14 protein-coding genes are annotated in these 17753 nt (G+C 47.4%); 8 read left to right on the top strand and 6 right to left on the bottom strand.

Translation table 11 applies throughout. The annotated features are described in order from the left end of the window. Window positions 1–183: 183 nt before the first annotated feature. From B067_RS0103030 to B067_RS0103020, 3 genes are read right to left on the bottom strand one after another with little or no spacing between them, the layout of a single operon-like run. Complete coding sequence (locus B067_RS0103030; protein WP_019528578.1) at window positions 184–984, bottom strand: metal ABC transporter permease; 801 nt, start codon at window positions 982–984, stop codon at window positions 184–186. Beyond that, window positions 977–1828, bottom strand: a complete 852-nt coding sequence (gene znuC, locus B067_RS0103025) for a zinc ABC transporter ATP-binding protein ZnuC (RefSeq protein WP_019528577.1) — start codon at window positions 1826–1828, stop codon at window positions 977–979. The genes B067_RS0103030 and znuC overlap by 8 nt, the downstream gene beginning before the upstream one ends. After that, complete coding sequence (locus B067_RS0103020) at window positions 1825–2352, bottom strand: Fur family transcriptional regulator (protein ID WP_051083817.1); 528 nt, start codon at window positions 2350–2352, stop codon at window positions 1825–1827. The genes znuC and B067_RS0103020 overlap by 4 nt, the downstream gene beginning before the upstream one ends. A gap of 105 nt (window positions 2353–2457) precedes the next feature. On the opposite strand from B067_RS0103020, the gene B067_RS0103015 reads away from it, so the two are divergent. From B067_RS0103015 to B067_RS0102990, 6 genes are all read left to right on the top strand, one after another. Next, on the top strand, window positions 2458–3453 hold the full coding sequence (locus tag B067_RS0103015; protein WP_156820729.1) for a zinc ABC transporter substrate-binding protein: 996 nt from the start codon (window positions 2458–2460) through the stop codon (window positions 3451–3453). A 211-nt stretch (window positions 3454–3664) separates the two neighbouring features. After that, a complete protein-coding gene (locus B067_RS0103010) occupies window positions 3665–4138 on the top strand; it encodes a PEP-CTERM sorting domain-containing protein (protein ID WP_019528574.1) in 474 nt (157 codons plus the stop codon). 301 nt (window positions 4139–4439) lie between these two features. Next, window positions 4440–6590 (top strand): TonB-dependent receptor, encoded by a 2151-nt coding sequence (locus B067_RS0103005; RefSeq protein ID WP_019528573.1) that lies wholly within the window; start codon window positions 4440–4442, stop codon window positions 6588–6590. Window positions 6591–6716: 126 nt separating this feature from the next. Next, window positions 6717–7895 (top strand): MFS transporter, encoded by a 1179-nt coding sequence (locus tag B067_RS0103000; RefSeq protein ID WP_019528572.1) that lies wholly within the window; start codon window positions 6717–6719, stop codon window positions 7893–7895. A 264-nt stretch (window positions 7896–8159) separates the two neighbouring features. Further along, window positions 8160–10205, top strand: coding sequence for a hydantoinase/oxoprolinase family protein (locus B067_RS0102995; RefSeq protein WP_019528571.1), 2046 nt, complete (start codon window positions 8160–8162; stop codon window positions 10203–10205). Window positions 10206–10252: 47 nt separating this feature from the next. Continuing rightward, window positions 10253–11932, top strand: coding sequence for a hydantoinase B/oxoprolinase family protein (locus tag B067_RS0102990; RefSeq protein ID WP_019528570.1), 1680 nt, complete (start codon window positions 10253–10255; stop codon window positions 11930–11932). A gap of 79 nt (window positions 11933–12011) precedes the next feature. Here the strand turns inward: B067_RS0102990 and B067_RS0102985 are convergent, their stop codons facing one another. Continuing rightward, window positions 12012–12551 carry a peptidylprolyl isomerase gene (locus tag B067_RS0102985; RefSeq protein WP_019528569.1) on the bottom strand — a complete coding sequence of 180 codons (540 nt, stop codon included), beginning with the start codon at window positions 12549–12551 and terminating at the stop codon, window positions 12012–12014. A 246-nt stretch (window positions 12552–12797) separates the two neighbouring features. On the opposite strand from B067_RS0102985, the gene B067_RS0102980 reads away from it, so the two are divergent. Both B067_RS0102980 and pepQ read left to right on the top strand, forming a co-directional pair. Beyond that, window positions 12798–13298: an Lrp/AsnC family transcriptional regulator gene (locus tag B067_RS0102980; protein WP_035801155.1), complete on the top strand. Its 501-nt coding sequence runs from the start codon at window positions 12798–12800 to the stop codon at window positions 13296–13298. 76 nt (window positions 13299–13374) lie between these two features. Next, window positions 13375–14703, top strand: coding sequence for a Xaa-Pro dipeptidase (pepQ, locus tag B067_RS0102975; protein WP_019528567.1), 1329 nt, complete (start codon window positions 13375–13377; stop codon window positions 14701–14703). A gap of 32 nt (window positions 14704–14735) precedes the next feature. Here pepQ and B067_RS0102970 read toward each other — a convergent pair whose 3' ends face one another. Together B067_RS0102970 and B067_RS0102965 are read right to left on the bottom strand one after the other, a co-directional pair. Continuing rightward, window positions 14736–14921: a hypothetical protein gene (locus B067_RS0102970; RefSeq protein ID WP_019528566.1), complete on the bottom strand. Its 186-nt coding sequence runs from the start codon at window positions 14919–14921 to the stop codon at window positions 14736–14738. Further along, complete coding sequence (locus tag B067_RS0102965) at window positions 14918–17746, bottom strand: aminotransferase class I/II-fold pyridoxal phosphate-dependent enzyme (RefSeq protein WP_205619933.1); 2829 nt, start codon at window positions 17744–17746, stop codon at window positions 14918–14920. The genes B067_RS0102970 and B067_RS0102965 overlap by 4 nt, the downstream gene beginning before the upstream one ends. Window positions 17747–17753 lie beyond the last annotated feature (7 nt).

The raw sequence follows: 17753 nt of genomic DNA, 5'->3' as shown, positions 1-17753 counted from the left end.
TACAAAAGATATTTTCTTGCTGGTGTGAATATAAAGCGTAACCAGTAAATCGATCAATTAATAAATTAAAACTAATGGGTACTAACTCAAGGCCGGTACGACTAGTGTAGTTTGTCATACTGAACTTGATTCAGTATCCACTTAGTTATGTAGATGCCGAATTAACTACTGCAAGGCCGCGTTCTATTTTTTAACTAAACCTAGCGCAGTGTTGGCTGCCCCGGCAACTAAAAACAAGCCTATCGCAAACACTACTATGGATGGCCCTGCCGGTGTATCTAGGCTGAGGGATAAACCCAAGCCCCCTACTACCGAGCCGCAGCCTATGGCTATGGCGGTGGCGGCCATTTGTTCGGGTGAGGTGACGAATTTGCGGCTGGCGGCGGCGGGGATGATGAGTAGTGCGGTGATGAGTAGCACGCCGATTATTTTCATGGCGATGGCTACCAGCAAGGCAATCATGAGCATAAGGGTGAGGCGCAGGCGCTCTACCGGCAGGCCTTCTACTTGGGCCAGTTCGGGGTGTACGGTGATGGCGAGTAGGTTGTTCCAGTTGCGCCATAGGGTGAGTGCTAGGGCCAGTGCTATGCCGCCTATCCAGTAGAGGTCGTGCAGGCTTACCGCGAGTAGGTCGCCAAATAGGTAGGCGTTTAGGTCTAAGCGCATATCGTCTATCAGGGCAATGGTGACTAGGCCCAGCGCTAAGCTGCCGTGGGAGAGTATGCCTAGTAAGCTGTCGCTGGCCAGTTGCGGTTTGCGTTGCAGCACTACTAACAACACGGCCAAGCCTAGGCAGCAGATGATGATGCCCAGTTGTATGTTAATGCTTAGCCACAGGCTGAGGGCTACGCCTAGTAAGGCGGAGTGCGCGAGGGTGTCGCCAAAGTAGGCTAGCCGCTGCCACACCACAAACGAGCCTAAGGGCCCTGCGATGGCGGCGATAATTAACCCGGCGCTAAGGCCCAACCATAAAAAATCAGGCATGGCCCTGCTCTCCTTTTTGTTCGTCTTGTTTCTGTTCGTTGTGCTTATTGTTGTGCTGATGGCTGCCGTGGTGATGATCGTGGCCGCAGCCGGCCTTCTCGCCATCATCATCGGCTATCACATCGCCGTGTATATCGTGCTCATGGTCGTGATCGTGATGGTATACCGCCAAGGCTTGGCTGTATTTTTCGCCAAACAGGGCCAAATAGGCGGGGTCGGTGCTAACGTGTTCGGGGTGGCCGTGGCAGCACACGTGCTGGTTAAGGCAGATGACGGTGTCGGTTTGCGCCATTACTAGGTGTAAATCGTGGGATACCATCAATACCCCGCAGCGGTGGCGGTCGCGTAGGGTTTCTATTAATTGATACAGTTCGGTTTGGCCGGCTATGTCTACGCCCTGCACCGGTTCGTCCAACACTAATAGCTGTGGATTGCGCAGTAGCGCCCTGGCTAATAGCACCCGCTGTAGCTCGCCGCCCGATATAGATTGCAAAGGGTTGTTGAGTAGATGGCTGGTGCCTACTTCGGCCAAGGCTTCTTTAATGGCTGCTTTGCTGGGGTGTGCCAGCCGCAAAAAGCGGCCCACGGTAATGGGCAGGCTGGGGTCTACATGCAGACGTTGTGGCATATATCCTATGCGCAGGCCGGGTTGGCGGATGATGTGGCCTTGGCTGGGTTTAATTAGCCCCAGAACGGCTTTAACTAGCGTGGTTTTGCCCGCGCCATTGGGGCCTATTAAGGTGACGATCTCCCCTGCTTTAATCGTTAAATCCACTGCCTGCAACACGGTTTGCTGGCCGTAAACCATGGAGACTTGTTTTGCCTGAAGTAAGGGCTCGCTCATGCCGTATCCCCCGCTGTTTCTGGGTTTATATTTTGGCATTGCGGGCATAGCCCCACCACTTCTACGCATTCATCCTCTACCATAAAGCCGGTGTCGTGTGCCGACTGGGCGATAGCGGCGCTAATGGCTGGGGTGGCTAGTTCTACCGTGCTATTGCAGTGGCGGCATATAAAAAAGTGGCTTTGATGGGTATCGCTGGGGCTGCAGCAACCTATATAGGCATTGAGCGAGGCGATGCGATGCACTAGGCCGTGCGCTTGTAAAAACTCTAGGGCTCTATACACCGTGGGCGGTGCTATGCGGCTGTTGTTACCGGGCGCGCGGCTGGCTGCTAGCATCTCTAATAACGTGTAGGCACCTAGCGGCTTGTGACTTTGCCAGATATAGCCCAACACCTGCCTGCGCAGTGGCGTTAGCCGCAGGGTTTTTTGCTGGCAGATGAGATCAGCCTCGGCTAAGGCGTTGCTAATGCAATGGCTGTGGTTGTGCTGTTCAAAACCGCTGGTATTGGTTGAGGTGCTCATGGCTTTTGGGTTGTGCCCTATGCTCATTAAAAGAAATGTTATAGTATAACGTTTCTTTTCGGGGTGATAGCGCCCGTTGTTATTAATGAAAATGATATTGACGTTATGACTAGCGTTATTACCACCCTATTGAGCCCACACACCGTGTTAACAACTATTGCCCATGCCTTGCCCCCGCTACGTTTAGCGCTACGCCTGTTATTGGCTGGCGTGTTGTTAATGGCGCCGTTGTTGTCGCAGGCCGATGCCGATGTTACTGCCGACGCTAAGCCCAAGTTATTAGCCTCTATCAAGCCTATACAGCTGATTGCGCTGGCGATTGCCGGTGATACGGCCGAAGTTGAGTTATTGCTAGCCCCTAATGTATCCCCTCACCTATACCAGTTAAAGCCTTCCGATCGCCAGCTTTTGGCCAATGCTGAGTTGGTGATATGGGTAGGCCCCAGCATGGAGCGCTTTTTAGCCAAGCCCTTATCGTTACTGCCCTCGCCGCGGGTGTTAACCCTGCTTAATGAATCAGAGCTAGATACAGGAGCAGATATAGAACCAGATCAAGACGAGCACGGCCATAGTGAGCACCAGCATCACGGCCAAGACCCACATATATGGCTAAGCCCAGTACAAGCCCAGCACATAGCCCGGCAAATAGCCCAGCGCCTAACCACCCTACTGCCCGCCCAGCGCCTTACTTTTGAGCAAAACCTGCAACGCTTTAGCGCCCAATTGGCAGCGCTGGATGCACAGCTGCAACAGCAGTTTAAGGCGCTACAGCCTAAACCTTATATGGTGCTGCACGATGGCTATGGCCATTTCGAGCGCCACTATGGCCAGCGCCATGCAGCGGTGCTAAGCCTTAGCCCCGACAAAAAGCCCGGGGCCAAGCACCTTTGGGCCCTAAGCGAGCAACTCAAGCAAGGCGGCATCGCCTGTGTTTTTAAAGAGCCGCAATACCAACCGGCGTTATTAGCCACCCTCACCCAAGGTTTGGCTATTAAACAGCAGCCCTTAGACCCCATGGCCAGCCATATAAAAGCCGAGGCCAATGGCTATTACCGCTTTATGGCCGAGTTCGCCGCCAGCTTTATTAGCTGCGTGCAGTAGTTAGAACATTTCCCCTAAGTTATTCAGTTAGTTATAACCCTTGCGTATAGATAACGATTTACCCTGTCGGTTAAATTTACATTTCACTGATTTGTATATCCAAAAAACAAACTTAAACTATTGATTTTAAACTATTTATTAAGATTGGCTTGATTAGTGTATATATAACTGTAGAAACGCAGTAGCCGTTGTCGTAATTTTGGAGTTATAGATGAACAATTATTTAAAAGCTTTGCTTGTCGCAGTAATAATTAGCGCTGCAGCACCCAATGCTTTTGCTGGCCTGATACAGGCAGAGTTTGGCTTTGGTTGGGGCGGTGATCGCAGCTACACCGGTACGTTAAGTGGTGTTGATGCCGATGCCGATGGTTTTTTACGCTTTGATGAGCTAACAGCGTTTTCTGCAGGGGGAACTTCTTCTGCAGGTACTTTGAGCATTAGCTTAAGTAGCTTATTTGATATAGGTGATATCGATTTAGTTAATCAAGTGTGGCTGCCCAATGCGGATTCTTGGTCTTGGGCCTCTGCAACTGCCTTTATTACATGGGATGACCGAGGCTCTTCTTGTACTACCTTCAATGGTTGTGGTGCCGATATTAATATTACCGTACCCGAGCCAGGCTCTATTATTTTATTAGCCATAGGCTTAATTGGCTTGGGCGTTGCTCGTCGCAGCCAGAAATAAAACAACACGAGTAAGCAGTGCTAAGTAAAAAGCTTAGCAAAAAATAATTAGTAAAAAACGGCCTCTTAGCAGGCCGTTTTTTTTTGGCTGATTAAAACGTAATGGAGTAGGGCGGGGTGTTCGCTACACTATTTTCATATTCGTAGGCTAATACAAAATATATTGCGGTTGTTAGGGGGTAAATAGCAGCGGTTTTTTTAAGCCTTGGGGGTAGGCTATAACCACAGCGAAAGTTGTTGTAGGGCAGGCCCTAAACCTGCGGGCAATAATTGTTTAAACATAATAACCAGAGGAACGAACCATGAAAGTATCCCCCAGACTTAGGCCAATACCGCTAGCTTTAGCTGCTGCTGTTGTGATTAATTGCACAACTAGTGCGCAGGCGCAAAGTGTTAGCAGTAACAACCTGATATTAGAAGAGATGATAGTCAGTGCCCGTAAGCGTGCTGAAAACTTACAAGACATACCCGATTCAGTTACCGTGTTTAATGAGGCGCAAATACGCGATGCCCGCATTACCACCATTAAAGATTTTTCTGCGCTAACCCCCAACCTTACGGTTGCTACCAGTTTTCGCTCGGGCTTAAATTTTGTCACCATACGCGGCTTAATTACCCCGCAGGTGGGTGAAGCGCCTTTGGCCTTTGTGGTTGATGGTGTGACCGTACCCAACCTTGAGTTTATTAACCAGGGCCTACAAGAGATAGAAAGCATAGAAGTTTTACGCGGGCCACAGGGCGCTTTATACGGTAAAAATGCTATAGGCGGGGCGGTTAATATAGTCACCAAGCAGCCATCTGATGAGTTAGAGGGTAGGGTGCAAGCCTCGTATGCCGAAGGTAATGACAAGAAAATATCGGGATCGTTAAGCGGTCCGCTAGTTGAAGATAAAGTATATTTTCGTGTGTCGGGTAACTACCGCGATTTTGACGGCCTAATCGATAATGACTATCTCGGTGAAGAGGTGGACTATATCAACGGCGCCTACGGTTTTCAGGGTATGTTGAAATTTAATATGTCTGATGTGTCTAGCTTAACCTTGAATGGCCGCTATTCGGATGTAGTACAAGGCAGTAATTATTTAGCCTCTATAGAAAAAGATGATTTAGAAAATTTTGATATAGAAGCCCAACCCAATGTAGTGGGTAGGGATGAGTCAACATTACAAACGTTATCGGCTAAATATGATTACGAAATGGATGGCGGTGATTTTACCTTTATTGCCGGGTGGAATGATGCCGATATTACCTTTTTCTCGGATGCCGACTTTGGCCATGCCGATGCCTCAGCCGAAAACTTTTTCTTTCCTAGTATGCAGTCTAACCCTATAAACGAAGACTCTATTAATATAGAAAGCCGTTATACCTCTTATAGCGATGGCCCTTTAGATTGGTCGTTAGGTGTGTTTTATGAAACTCGTGATAGAACCGTAGAGTTTGATACTATTTTTGACCTGCAACCCACCGAGCGCGTCACCCATAACACGCCGGTAGACCCCAGCTTGGTATTTGCCGGTGAGCGCACCGTGCAAGACACCGAAGCCTACGCTGTATTTGGCCAAACTAATTATGCTGTAAGCGATGTTATAGATTTTACATTTGCTTTGCGTTACGACTCAGAAACGCGTGAGGCTTACGATGAGCGCGCGCCACAGCTGTCAAAAGCTAAAGAAACCTATAGCGAAATACAGCCAAAAGCGTCTATAGCATGGCAGGCCAGTGATGATGCTTTGTTATCAGCAACCTATTCAAAAGGCTTTAGGTCAGGCGGCTTTAACGAGTATTCACCTTTCGTGGTACGCGACTACGACGAAGAAATTTCAGATACCTTTGAAATTGGCGCAAAAACTACCTGGATGGATGGCCGCCTGTTGCTTAACATGGCCGCGTTTTACATAGAGCAGCAAGACGCACAGTTCACCCGTTTTAACGGTAACACCTTAACCTTAGAAAACTTGAACGTAGATGAAGTTGAAATTAAAGGTTTGGAAATAGAAATTACCGCCAAAGCCAGCGAAACTATCCAGCTGTCGTTGGGTGCTGGCTATATAGACAATGAGATTGTTAAAAACACCGGTACCGATATATTAACCGGTAAAGACTTGGCCCTAAGCGAAGGCGATACCATGCCTTATGTTGCTGATTTTAATCTCAATGGTGCTATTAGCTATCTTAAGCCGGTTGACAACAACATGGACTTCAAAGCGCGCTTAGCCTTTAACACTTTAGGGCCGCTAAGCTATGATATTTTTAATGATGATACTGGCGAGTCAGATACCCATACCTTTTTTAATGCGAGTTTAGGTTTAGAAACGGATACTTGGTCACTGCTATTATTCGCTAATAATCTTAGCGATGAGGATGCCCCAGAAACGGTGTATAGCTATAACCCTTTAATTAGAATGCGTAACCAGCCTCGCCAAATAGGCGTACAAGCTTCTTATGACTTTTAATCTAAGGTAAATTCCCCTTGGCCCTGTATTTGTTGTGACAATGCAGGGCTTTTTTGTATCAAGCTTTTTTCTATGCGGTTATCCTAGTGATGAGTAATAAGAAAATGAATCAGGAGAGCATAAGGCATGGTTAATACCACAAGCTTGCAAAACAATGATAAGAACTATGACATGAGCTACGGCATCAGCGGCATTATCACCGCGCCTATAGGCTATGCGGTTTTATTATTCCTACCTATTTATTTAGAAGTGGCAGCAGCAACCCTAGGCTTAAGCGAGAGGCAGGTGGGCTTGTTTGCGGCTACCGATGCCTGTGGCTTGGCGTTAGCCACTTTGTTATTTTCGCTGTGGGTAAAAAAGTTAAATTTTCACACCGTTAGCTTGGCGGGTGTGGTGATTACCGTAGCCGGTAATTTGTTATCAGCGGTGGTGCAAGATTTTACCTTGCTGTGCTTAATTCGCGTTATCACCGGTATAGGCGAAGGTTTGCTAGTAGCGGTGGGGGTGAGTGCGGTGGGCATGACGGCTAACACCAATCGCTGGTTTGGCATTTACACCGCGGTTATCGTCGCCGTGCAAGCGGTGGGTTTATTAATTGTGCCTTTGGCTTATGAGTCGTGGCAGCTATCGGGTGTATTTTTATTGATGGCCGCATTTTATGCTTTGCCTTTGTTGTTTATCAAAAAATTACCTCGGGCTGCAGCCGAGAACGAAGGGGTAGGGGAACCGTCTATAACACCATCTGCGCCAGTCGCTGCGCGTTATATTATTTTGGCTTTACTGGGCTTGTTATTATTTTATGTTTGCATAGGCGGTGTGTGGGCCTATTTATCATTTATGGCCACAGATAGCGGGCTCACGCTAGCTTATGTGTCCAAAGCTTTATCTATTGCTTTGCTAGGTGGTTTAAGTGGCGCAGTATTCTTTGCATTGCTGGGCAAGTGGGGCGCTAGGCACAGTTTGTTATTCGTCTCTTCGCTTATTTTAATCGCCTGTTTATGGCTATTTAACGATATACAGAAAGGCATGTTCTTTATCGTGACGCTATTAGTGTTTAATTTTTTCTGGAGTGTTATAGGGGCAAGATTATTTGCTTTGATATCTGACGCGGATAAAACCGGAAAATATATTAGCGCGGCGCAAACTGTTGTGGGCTTGGGTTTTGTGTTGGGGCCTATTATTGGCTCCTTATTGGTTAGCGATTATGGCTATTTTGGTATTAATGCCATGGCTATTTTATCGATGGCCTTGTGCTTTATTGCCGTGACGCCTTTAGCGTTGTTAACAAAACGCTCTATTAGCTAGTTATAAAACTATGAGCTTAGTCGTTGTTAGAGCATTATTTTGTGCACGATTTAGATAACAACCTGCCTGTAATAGAGGAAAAGGTAATAAAAATGCACGAATAAACCGCTTGCCAAAAATAGCGACAAATTGTGCTGGCAAATTGATTCGATATTTCCTGATCTAAGGGTTATTCAAAACAATATTTGGTCATTAACTGATAATTTAACCATAGATATTAACCGCGCAGCTCGTTAGTGCAGTAGTAAAGAGTCTGGAGGCAGTATGACAGTTAGAGTAGCGACAGATGTTGGTGGCACCTTTACCGATTTAGTGTATGTAGAAGAGGGGACCATACGCACCATCAAAAGCGACACGGTATACCCCAATTTCGAACAAGGGGTATTAAATGCCGCCGCCAAGGCCGAGCTGAATTGTGAAACTATCGATTTCTTTGCCCACGGCACTACCGTAGTTATCAACTCCTTAACCGAGCGCAAAGGTGTTAAAACCGGCCTAATTACCACTAAGGGCTTTCGCGATGTGCTGGAAATTGCCCGCGGCGATACCCCCGATATTTTTAACAACTACTACCAAAAACCCAAGCCCTTTGTGCCGCGTTATTTACGCTGTGAAGTTGCTGGCCGCCTAGATTACAGCGGTGCCGAAGTGGAACCGGTGAATCTAGAGAACTTAGCCGATATTATTGCGCTGTATCAGCAAGAGGGCGTAGAGGCCATAGCGGTTTGTTTTTTACATGCTTATGCCAACCCCAGCCATGAGCAGCAAGTGGTCGCCGCCATTAAACAGCAGTGGCCAGAAGTGGCGGTTATAGCCTCACACCATATTTCACGGGAGTGGCGCGAGTATGAGCGCAGCAATACCACGGTGTTATCGGCCTATGTGTTGCCGCCTACCCAAGCTTACCTCGATCGCCTGCAAAGCAAGCTGGCCGAAAACGGCCTTAGCCGTGCGCCGTTTATTATGCAATCCAATGGCGGCATAGCAACTACCGCCGCCGCCAAGGCCAACCCCATCAGCTTAATTGAGTCTGGCCCGGTGGGCGGTATCTTAGGTGCCGCTGCCTATGGCAATTTAATCGACGAAAATAATGTATTGGCCTTGGATATAGGCGGTACTACCGCTAAGTGCTCGCTAATACATCAGGGCCAAACCGCCATCACCACCGAGTACGTAATAGAAAAAACCGCCAAAAGTAGCGGCTACCCGATAAAAACGCCGGTAATAGACATCGTCGAAATTGGTAATGGCGGCGGTAGCATCGCCTGGATAGATGCCGCCGGCAGTTTGCACGTAGGGCCGCAGAGTGCAGGTTCTACCCCCGGGCCAGTAGCCTATGGTCGTGGCGGCAGTGCGCCTACCACCACCGATGCTAATTTAGTGACTGGCCGCATTAACCCGCAAAGTTTCGCCAATGGCGACATTAGTCCCGACATGCAGGCAGTGCGCGAAGCTTTTACTGGGCTGGGTGAGCATTTAGGGGTGGATGCGCAAGCGGTTGCCCGAGGCGTATTACAAATTGCCAATGCCAATATGGTTAACGCCCTAAAATTAATTTCAATTAACAAAGGCTACGACCCCCGTGATTTTTCACTGATGGCCTTTGGTGGTGGCGGTGCTATGCATGCGGTTGAGTTAGCGGCCGAATTGAGCATACCCAAAGTTATCATCCCGCCCCATGCTGGAGTGTTTTCTGCCTACGGCATGTTAATGCTAGACCTGCGCCGGGATTATATCCAAACCCAAATTCTGCCCTTAAGTGAAAACGCCAAAGACGATTTACTGAATGCCTTTGGCCAACAAGAGCAGCAGGCCTATGAAGATTATTTAGCCGATGACTTCGGCGCCGAAAAAGTACGCTTTGAGCATTACATTGATGCCCGCTATAAAGGCCAAGAGCACACTGTAAAAGTACCCTTTAACAAAAATAGCCAGCTAGATTTAAACGCCATTATTCAAAGCTTTCACCAAGTGCATGAAAAGGCCTACACCTATCGCTTAGACGTAGCCATAGAAGTGGTTAACGTACACTTGGTGGCCTATGGCTTGGTAGAAAAATCCGAATTACAAAGCTTGCTGCAGGCACCTAGTGAAGATGCTAGCAGCGCCTACGTAGGCCAACGTGAAGTGGATTACGATGTGGCTGGCGTACATCAAGCAGCAATTTATCAGCGAGAAAAATTATTGCCGGGCATGTTAATTACCGGCCCTGCCATTATCGAAGAGAGCACCACCACCACCGTGGTGCTACCCAATAACCGGGTAACCTTAGATAAGTTTGGCGGCTTACACATACAGGTAAATGCATAGTCAATGATAGATGCAGCCATAAATGAATTCAGTAAGTAGGTGTAGATATGAACAAGGCAACTAACGATATTTTTACCATAGAGATAGTTAAAAACTCCTTGGTGGCGATAGGCGAAGAAATGTTTTTAGCGCTAAAGCGCTCTAGCATGAGCCCCATTATTTATGAGGCTTTGGATTACGGCATAGGCATTACCGATGCCACAGGCTGCCTTATCGCTCAAGGTAATGGCATACCAGGCTTTATCGGCACCTTAGATGGCGCGGTAAAAGCCATACTGGCTAAGTATGAAAACAGAAGCATAGATGAGGGCGATGTTTTTATTATTAACGACCCTTACTCTGGCGGCGGCACACACTTATCCGATGTCTCTATGGTTAAGCCAGTTTTTTACAAGGGCGAGCTAATTGCCTGGACCGCCAACAAAGCCCACTGGACCGAAATAGGCGGCAAAGACCCCGGCAGTTTTAGCGCCGATGCCTCAGAGATTTACCAAGAGGGTTTACAGTTTCCCGGTATTAAAGTGTTTGCTAAGGGCGTAGCCAATGACGCTATCTTAGAAATGATACGCGCCAATGTGCGTTTGCCCGATATGACCTTGGGCGACCTATGGGCCTGTTCGGCATCGTTGCAAGTGGGCGAACGCCGCCTGCTGAGCTTAATAGAAAAATATAGCTTAGACACGGTGCAAAATTCGATTACCCAATTATTGGACCACGGCGAAGCCATGGTAGCCGAGCAGTTTAAAAAACTGCCCCGCGGTGAATTTTATGCCGACGATATTATTGATGAAGATGGCTTGGGCAATGGCCCTTTTCATATACAAGTAAAAGTCACTATTACCGATAGTAAATTTATTGTCGACTTTACCGGCACCAGCCCGCAAGTGCCCGGCGGTATTAATATGCCCAGGGGGGCGTTGGTATCTTCGGCTAGGGAAGTCTTTATGGGTATAGCCGACCCCGGCGTGCCCGCTACCGATGGCTGCTTTCGTTGCATAGAAGTGATATGCCCCGAGGGCACACTATGTACGGTGCAAAAACCAGCACCGGTATCGTCGTATTTTGAAACCATGGTGTATGCCGCCGACGTGATGCGCAAGGCGCTATGCACCGCCATGCCCGGCGTGTTGCAGGCTGGTGAGTATGGTTCGGTATGCTCTATGGTGATGTCGGGTAAAAACAGCCAAGGCGATAGTTATTTATTAGTGCAGCCCTTGTTGGGCGGCTGGGGCGCAGGGGTGGATAAAGACGGCGAGAGTGGCCAGTTTTGTGTAGGCAATGGCGAAACCCGCAACATACCGGTAGAAATCACCGAGGCGCGCTACGGCGTGCGGGTAGAGCAATACGCTTTTAATGATCATGACGCCGGTGCCGGTACCGGTGAGCACCGCGGCGGCAAAGGCGTGGTGTTAGATTACAAAGCGATATCGGGCGATGCCGAAATCTCCACTTTTTTTGGTCGCGGCAAAACGCCACCCTGGGGCATAGACGGCGGCGATGTGGGCTCTTGCAACTACGCCCAAGTATTAAGAGATGGCCAAGTACTACAGCAGTTTAGTAAGGGTAGCCGGGTAGCGGTTAAGCAGGGCGATACCGTGCGGCTGGTTACCGGTACTGGGGCGGGTTGGGGCGACGCTAAAAAACGCGCGCCGGCTTTAGTGCAAGAAGATATACGCAACGGCTATATCAGTGCTGAGTTAGCTGAAAAAATCTACGGTAAGGCTTAAGCACGGTTTAGCGGCGAGCAGGCGTGATGGCTATGTTGAACAAGGAGGTTCACCCTAAGCGGCTAAGCCGCTTAGGGTTTTATATTTGATAAATACTGATTATCGAAATCTCATCTTTTAAATATTCTTCGTCTTCCGCTAAGTGATAAATAGCTTCTAATACTTGGCGGCCGCTAATAATGCGGCCAAAGGCAGCAAAGCCTAGGCCATCGGCGTAGCGCTTGCCGGCAAAATTCAGCGCTGGTTGCTCACCTATACAAAAAAAGAAACTGCCATCGGCGGTGCCTGGCTCAAAGCGTGCCATAGAAATCACTCCGTCTTCGTGCAATAGTCCTGTTTGCTCTGTGCTTTCGTGGGCGATGGGGGGTAGTAAGCGCTTATCACCGGGCGCCAAACCACCTTGTATCACTTGTATACTTGCGTTGGCGTCTTCGGCTTGTTGGGCGTTGTGCTCGTTAACAATGCGAAAAAAACTGCTGTTAGCAAACAAACCCTGCTGGCAATACTGTAAAAAGTTGGCCACGGTTAGTGGGGCCTGTTGTGGGTATAGCTCCACAATAATGGGGCCTAGCGGGGTTTCTATAGTGACCTTAGGAGTGGTGGCGGTAGATAAAGACATAGCATGGCCTTAATAGAGCGGGTTACAGAGTAAGGAATACGAACTATTATTGCCGTAGCAATCTATTATCGTATCCATCTATTGTCCTAGAAAGCGCAAAAATTATTTTTTGAAGTGCCCTGCGCTAACCGCAGTAATTACGGAATAGTGCAATGCAATCCGCCGCCTTTAGGGTGATATTGCGCCATACTAAGCTTAGCTAGAGTGTTATCGTTTAGCGACTAAGCGCTAAACCGGGAGACCTTGATGTCAAAAAAACCAATTAAGATGGACCGCATTAACCGTAATATTTTAAAAGAGTTACAGGGCAATGCGCGTATTAGCAACAATGAGCTGGCCGAACGTATAGGGCTTTCCCCCAGTGCCTGCCTGCAGCGAGTAAAAGCTTTAGAGGAGTCAGCCTACATTTTGCAGTATGTGATGGCGGTAGATATCAACAAGCTGTGTATTAATGTTAAAGCTTATTTGCATATCACCTTAAAAAACCAGGGCTATCAGGATTTTAGTGTCTTTGAAAAGGGTGTTAAGAAATACCCAGAGTTTTGCGATTGCCTGCGCGTGAATGGTGAAATCAATTATATTGCTTTTGTAGTTTGTTCCACCATTGCCGATTTCAATGAGCTCTGCGATAACTTATTGCAAAGCCCCTTAGGCATAGGAAAAATAACCAGTTATTTTGTACTGGATGAGCCCATGTGGTTTTCAGGCTACCCCTTAGATGGCTTGGAATGGCGCAACCCGGAATAATCTAACGGGCAGTCAATAAAAAAGCAGAAAGCAACAAACAGTAGCAAAAAACATAAGTAAGCATTAGAGGTGTGATGTGGTCCCCAGCAGTTTATCCCAGCAGTATCTTCAGCATATACAGCAACAGTTTAGCCAGACTTGCCAATTATTAAGTGAGCAAGGTTATGGCCGGCTGCTTATTGCTGCCGGGGATATTAACTATCACTTTCGCGATGATGGCGATTACCCCTTTAAACTTAATCCGTATTTTGCCAGCTGGTTAAATCTAGTAGAGGCTGCAGGCTCGTGGCTGATTATCGATTGCCAAGCAAGCAAGCCCACTTTATTATATTACTTCCCCGAAGATATTTGGCACCAGCCCGCGCCCTTAGATGATGCGCTAGTGCAGCAGGCTTTTGAGGTTGTTAGCTTTGACCATCCAAAAGAGTTACCGCAATGGTTAGCTAGCAACGAAGAAAAAATCGCTTATATAGGCCCTGCGCAGGCGTGTATAAAAAACTTAACAAACTGCACGACTAACTGTGAAAGCTTGTTAACGGCTATAGATTACTACCGCGCTTATAAAAGTGATTATGAGCAGGCCTGCATACGGCAGGCTAATGAAGCGGCGGTGTTGGGCCACCGGGCGGCAGCCGAGGCGTTTTACCGCGGTGAATCTGAATACCAAATACATATGGCCTATTTGCAAGCCACCCAGCAATTAGACAATGACCAGCCCTATAACAGCATAATTGCCCTAAATGAACATGCGGCGGTATTGCATTACCCCCATAAGTCGCGGCAACAACCGGCCAGCCCTAAATCCTTTTTAATAGATGCGGGTGTTAGCGTGGCGGGTTATGCCGCCGATATTAGCCGCAGCTATGCCTACCAGCCCGGCGTGTTTGCCGATTTAATTATCGCCATGCATAGCTTGCAACAAAACTTGGTGGCGTCATTGGCGGTAGGCTTAAGCTATGTGGATGTGCATATACAAGCACACCGTGCCTTGGCGGCGATATTATTAGAGTTTACATTAGTGCAGGGCAGTGTAGACAGCTTGTTAGCGCAGGGCGTGACTTCGGTATTTTTCCCTCACGGCCTAGGCCATTACTTGGGTATACAAGTGCACGACCGAGGCGGTTGGTTAACCGACCCACAAGGTGGCGAATTAAAAGCACCGCAGGCGCACCCTTATTTACGTTTAACACGCAGCATAGAGGCCAATCAGGTTTTTACCATAGAACCAGGTTTATATTTTATAGAGCCGATATTGCAGCAAGCGCAACAAGATGCGCGCGGCGCGGCCATAAACTGGGATGCCGTAACCGCCTTAAAACCTTGGGGCGGCATACGTATAGAAGATAATATTTTAATGACTGAAACCGGAGCGGTTAACTTAACCCGTCTAGCGGGTTTAGTGTAATTATTACTGTGTGTTGCTGAGTGCTGGGCTATTTAGTTATAGCCCTTTAAAAAACTATCACCCTCATCATTTCTATTTCTATCTTTTGGCTTGTCGCTAGTCGGCGGCTGCTTATTCAGTTTTAAACAATCAAAGTCAGTCGCTATGTTATTGGCAGGCTCAGCATTATGCTGAGCCTGCTTGTTGGCCTTGGTATTCTTGCTATCGCTGCTTTTCATCCGGTTAACTCCTCGTGGTTAACTAATACGTCATCTGTAAAAATCTTTATACCTAATTCCGGCTGATAGCCGTGAATTTCGGTGACATCTAACTTCAATAAAAAGTCTAAAATATCTTTGCTAACCACTTGCCCCGGCACCAATACTGGAAAGCCCGGCGGATAAGGAGTAACAAAGTGCGCAGAAACCACCTGCCTACCGGCGGCTATGGCATTTTGTAAATCTTGGTTATCAAAGCGCAGGTATTCGCAGTTGTCTTCTTCATAGCTCATAAAAAAAGCGCGGCGTATATCACCATCGGGTGAATGCTGGTGCTTAGTTTTAAAACAGGGATGAAAGCAGCTAAAGTCCGGCAGCGGTGGGTGCTCATGGGTTAATGAGTGTACACAGCGTTGATGCAGTAATTGCTCGGCGCTGTCAAAGCCCTCTATATTGCGTTTAATTTTCCTGGCCAGCTTGACTAACACTTCTAATAAAAACGTCACCGAACTGCGCGAGGTACCTATGTTGGTCATAAATAAAACGGTGTTACGTGAGGTTTTATTTATTTGTATGCCGTACTTGTTCATTAGATAGGTGTTTTTAAAGGTATCACCATCTATGCCTGCATGGCCTATATGTAAGGTGACGCGGCTGGGGTCTAGTACAAACTCATCTTGTTGCCAGGCTTCTTCCATACGGCTCCAGCCAGTTTTAGGGTCGTAAAAGCTTTCTACGCCTGAGACTCTATATTGTTCGGGGATGAGATCTTTATTTTTTAATACCCTAAAGTATTTTGATAATAGTGGGCTGGCAGATATTTGTTCGCGCAAATTAAAGGCAGTTTCTAATTGCTTGTGTACTAACTCATAGCCTTCTAATTCTACCTGGCGACGGCCTACATCCAATGACGCCAGTATTTGATAGTTAGGCGAAGTGGTGGTGTGGGTCATATAGGCTTCATTAAATGCGCCGCGGGCTTTTTTTCTGAAGTCCTGATCATGTATATGAATCATAGAGCCCTGCCGCATAGAGGTTAGGGTTTTATGGGTAGATTGTGTGGCATAAACCCGCAGCCGAACCTTGGCGGGGTCGGGTAATAGCTTTTGCGCAACTAAGCTGTCGATACTGGGTTCGCCATCGTGTGCTTGCTGTTTTGCTACAAACTGTTGATATTCTGTTTGGTAGCTAGCGCTGCTGTATTTTTCTTGTAATTGCTTGGCGGCATACATAGCGCTGCGGGTACGATAGCTGGGGTTAAAGGCAGCAAAGGCAAACCAGGCTTCATCCCAAATAAAAATCAAATCAGGCTTAATCGCTAAACACTCTTCCATAACCTGCTGTACGTTATAGACAATGCCATCAAAGGTGCAGTTGGTGAGTATTAGTAGCTTAACCTCATGTAAACGGCCGGCTTGCTTGTATTCTAATAGCTTACGTTTAATAGTCGCTAAGGGTACCGCGCCATAAATTGAGAATTCATTGAGCGGGTAAGAATCTAAATAAGAAACCTGTGCACCCATCATAACCATGCCGTAATGATGTGACTTGTGGCAGTCTCTATCGATAAGCACCACATCACCAGGTTTAACCAAAGTTTGCACAACAATTTTATTGGCGGTAGAAGTGCCGTTGGTTACAAAGTAGGTTTCTTGTGCGCCAAAGGCGCGGGCGGCTAATTGCTGGGCGTGTTTAATGGGGCCGCGGGGTTGTAATAGCGAATCTAAGCCGCCACTGGTGGCTGAGGTTTCAGCTAAAAATATATTCTTGCCGTAAAAATTACTAAAGTCTTTGGTCCACCGCGAGTAGTTGATGGACTTACCTCTAGAGAGCGGCATGGCATGAAATACACCAGTAGGTTTACGGGCGTATTCTTTTAAGGCGGTAAAAAAAGGCGTTTGATAGCGCTCGTGTATGCCCGCTAAAATACTACCGTGATGTTCTATATTGCCAGGCTCGCGGTAAAAACTGCGGCGAAAGTTGTCGGCGTCTAGGCTGGCGGTTTCTTCTACCCGGTCAGCGGTTACTAAAAACAAATCAATTTCTGGCCGTATATGCTTTATTTTTTCACCCAGCATAATACTGAGTTGGGTTTGGCTAAGCTTATGTAACTCGGTTTCGCTTACGTTTAATGAGAAGTGCTCAAATATATCGTAGTGGTTTTTTGAACGTATATCGAAGCCATAGCGAATAATGCAGGATTGTATATTGCGATTAATTAACACCGCGATTAAGGCATCTTCAAAGCTTCGCACGGTGACTATATTGTAAATGTATTTGTCATCTTCGTGGCGCAGGTCTAAAAACGTGGCCCGTATTTGTTCTTCATCTTCGCTGCTGTGAAAGGCATCTACCACTAAAACTTCAAAATAGGGGCGCGTATCTTCCTGGCCACTATTGTCGTTGTGTTGAAATACCTGGCCAGTGCTGTGGCTATTAAGGGTGGCGGGCTGGCCTAGGTCTACTGCTTTGTGATGATAAGCATCGTTAACCAAGGAACGTTCGATTAAATGCACAGCGCTGCTAAGATTTTCAAAATCTTTTTTACGCAGTAAGGCCCATAAATACGAAAAGTCTTTTTTAGAGGGAAAGGCGGAATATTCCTCTATATTATTGAGCAAGGTCATGGTGGCAAAAATACTACGCCGCGCCACCCGGTATTCAAGCGGGCTAAGTTTGCCGGAGTTAATACGGGTAAGCTGTTCTTTTAGCCGCGCCCAATAGTCTGAGCGCAGTTGAGAAAACTTATGGTAAAACCCCAGCATGTTATAGCTATGAAAGTTATTGGGCTTGCGAGGTGATATAGCGTGGCTGTAGTTCATGTTCTGGTTCTTGTTCTGGCTCATGTTATGG

The sequence above is a fragment of the Dasania marina DSM 21967 genome, assembly GCF_000373485.1.
GTDB lineage: Bacteria > Pseudomonadota > Gammaproteobacteria > Pseudomonadales > Dasaniaceae > Dasania > Dasania marina.
This window is presented reverse-complemented; position numbering and strand designations above follow the sequence as displayed.

Bases quoted from the DNA above. Each gene is read 5' to 3' on its own strand.
- B067_RS0103010 (WP_019528574.1), top strand. From the start codon at position 3,665: ATGAACAATTATTTAAAAGCTTTGCTTGTCGCAGTAATAATTAGCGCT.
- B067_RS0102980 (WP_035801155.1), top strand. From the start codon at position 12,798: ATGTCAAAAAAACCAATTAAGATGGACCGCATTAACCGTAATATTTTA.
- B067_RS0102985 (WP_019528569.1), bottom strand. From the start codon at position 12,551: ATGTCTTTATCTACCGCCACCACTCCTAAGGTCACTATAGAAACCCCG.
- B067_RS0102965 (WP_205619933.1), bottom strand. From the start codon at position 17,746: ATGAGCCAGAACAAGAACCAGAACATGAACTACAGCCACGCTATATCA.
- B067_RS0103030 (WP_019528578.1), bottom strand. From the start codon at position 984: ATGCCTGATTTTTTATGGTTGGGCCTTAGCGCCGGGTTAATTATCGCC.
- B067_RS0103020 (WP_051083817.1), bottom strand. From the start codon at position 2,352: ATGAGCACCTCAACCAATACCAGCGGTTTTGAACAGCACAACCACAGC.
- B067_RS0103015 (WP_156820729.1), top strand. From the start codon at position 2,458: ATGACTAGCGTTATTACCACCCTATTGAGCCCACACACCGTGTTAACA.
- B067_RS0102970 (WP_019528566.1), bottom strand. From the start codon at position 14,921: ATGAAAAGCAGCGATAGCAAGAATACCAAGGCCAACAAGCAGGCTCAG.
- B067_RS0102995 (WP_019528571.1), top strand. From the start codon at position 8,160: ATGACAGTTAGAGTAGCGACAGATGTTGGTGGCACCTTTACCGATTTA.
- znuC (WP_019528577.1), bottom strand. From the start codon at position 1,828: ATGAGCGAGCCCTTACTTCAGGCAAAACAAGTCTCCATGGTTTACGGC.
- B067_RS0102990 (WP_019528570.1), top strand. From the start codon at position 10,253: ATGAACAAGGCAACTAACGATATTTTTACCATAGAGATAGTTAAAAAC.
- B067_RS0103005 (WP_019528573.1), top strand. From the start codon at position 4,440: ATGAAAGTATCCCCCAGACTTAGGCCAATACCGCTAGCTTTAGCTGCT.
- B067_RS0103000 (WP_019528572.1), top strand. From the start codon at position 6,717: ATGGTTAATACCACAAGCTTGCAAAACAATGATAAGAACTATGACATG.